At 41.6% G+C, this 794-nt stretch carries 1 pseudogene; it reads right to left on the bottom strand.

Annotated elements, in window-relative coordinates:
- A pseudogene (locus A3H37_00315) lies at positions 1–629 on the bottom strand (hypothetical protein).
- Positions 630–794 lie beyond the last annotated feature (165 nt).

The raw sequence follows: 794 nt of genomic DNA, 5'->3' as shown, positions 1-794 counted from the left end.
TAAAGCATTTTCAATTTACTTAAAGCTTCTATCATAATCTTTTTGACTCCATCAATTTTTTCCATAGAAATAGCCTTTTGCAAATCAGGCATGGCAGATTTACTTGCGAGACCGATATTGCCAAGCGACATCGCTGCATAACCTCTGACATTATAATCGGTATGTTTGAGTGCTTTTTTCAGGGCAGGAACAGCTGGTGCTGCATCTGATCCATAATTTCCGATGGCACCAGCAGCAACTCTTTTCCAGTCCTTAACATAGCGTCCTGTTTTAAAGGCTGGATCAAGAGGTGATTCCAATGCTTTAATAAGAACAGGTAGAGCATGCTTAATAGCTTTATTTTCTCTGGATAATGCTTCAGCTGCCAAAACACTGACATAGCCACTTTTATCCTTCAGAGCAGAAATCAAAATTTCTTCAACTTGTCCGTTTCTTGCTCCTATTTTTCTAAGCCCAACTAGTGCTGAAATTCGCGTATCTTCATCCATACTTTGTAATTGAGACCTATATTTTATTATCATTTCTTCAGTATTCATCAACTCTTGACCAAATGCCGACATAATAAAGAATAAAGGAAGAAAGATACCTATTAATCTGACTAAACCCATTGAATCAACCTCCATATCCATGGCAGATTTCTGCTAACGGCGCCTCGGGTTTGCGAAGTCCCGAAGGGATTTGCGAATCCCGTCAGGGATTCCGCAAACCCGAAGTTAGCCGAAGTGCCTTCGGCACGAGGCTAACAAGGGCGAAGCCCGAGGCGCCGTTAACCAAAATGCCGAAGGCATTTTGGT

This window comes from Candidatus Schekmanbacteria bacterium RIFCSPLOWO2_02_FULL_38_14 (assembly GCA_001790855.1).
Classification (GTDB): Bacteria; Schekmanbacteria; GWA2-38-11; order GWA2-38-11; family GWA2-38-11; genus 2-02-FULL-38-14-A.
This window is presented reverse-complemented; position numbering and strand designations above follow the sequence as displayed.